Origin of the sequence: Bartonella sp. CL71SXKL (assembly GCF_042194935.1) — a bacterium.
GTDB lineage: Bacteria > Pseudomonadota > Alphaproteobacteria > Rhizobiales > Rhizobiaceae > Bartonella.
Map to the genome: position 1 here is coordinate 1 of NZ_JBHINI010000116.1, position 681 is coordinate 681.

Annotated in this window: 2 protein-coding genes; both read right to left on the reverse strand. The window is 40.5% G+C overall.

From position 1 onward, the window contains the following. Positions 1-101: 101 nt before the first annotated feature. Complete coding sequence (locus ACFILA_RS09790; protein ID WP_375632013.1) at positions 102-287, reverse strand: hypothetical protein; 186 nt, start codon at positions 285-287, stop codon at positions 102-104. Positions 288-424: 137 nt separating this feature from the next. After that, the coding region (locus ACFILA_RS09795) for a YadA-like family protein (protein WP_375632011.1) at positions 425-681 on the reverse strand (257 nt) is incomplete at its 5' end.

Sequence of the window (681 nt, forward strand, 5' to 3'; positions counted from 1 at the left end):
TAACGTAGGTTGGATACTGCTAGACCAACGGCAGCTGCTTGCCTTGCCTCTTTCCGTACGCTCTTAATATCATAACTAAACGTTTCAAATTTTATATCGGTTTAGGATTTCGACTCGTTAACACCATTACTCATCGCATTATCCTTGGATTCAGAAAAATATTTATCTACATATTTTTTCGCATCATCAAAAACTGTCTTAATCTGCTGCTCACTGTCATGTAACAACCACCAACCAGCCCCCTCCACGACTTCTGTCAAATTTGCGTAAAACACACCACTCTTCACACCTTTTCTCTTTCTTTATTTTCAACATTAATGCTGGCACTATTATTTGTGGGAGCCGTTCTTTTAATCGTACAACCCTTTTCGCCCCTGTCTTGTATAGACAGGAGCATTTTTGAAAATAATCGTAGTGAATTTTATTAATTTAGAGTTAAGCTTAATCCTACACCTACACCCCAGCGCCCTCCGGCACTTGTCACAGATAGACTAGAGCGAATATTTCCATCTTCAGATGTATAACCAGCACCAAGAGCAAATGCGGACTGATTGAGCCATATACCACTACCAAGTGCAACACTTAACTTTCCTGGTGCATCATTGTAACGTAAGTTGGACACCGCTAGACCAATAGCAGCAGCTTGTCTTGCTTCTTTCCGAACATCCTGAATAGCATAAT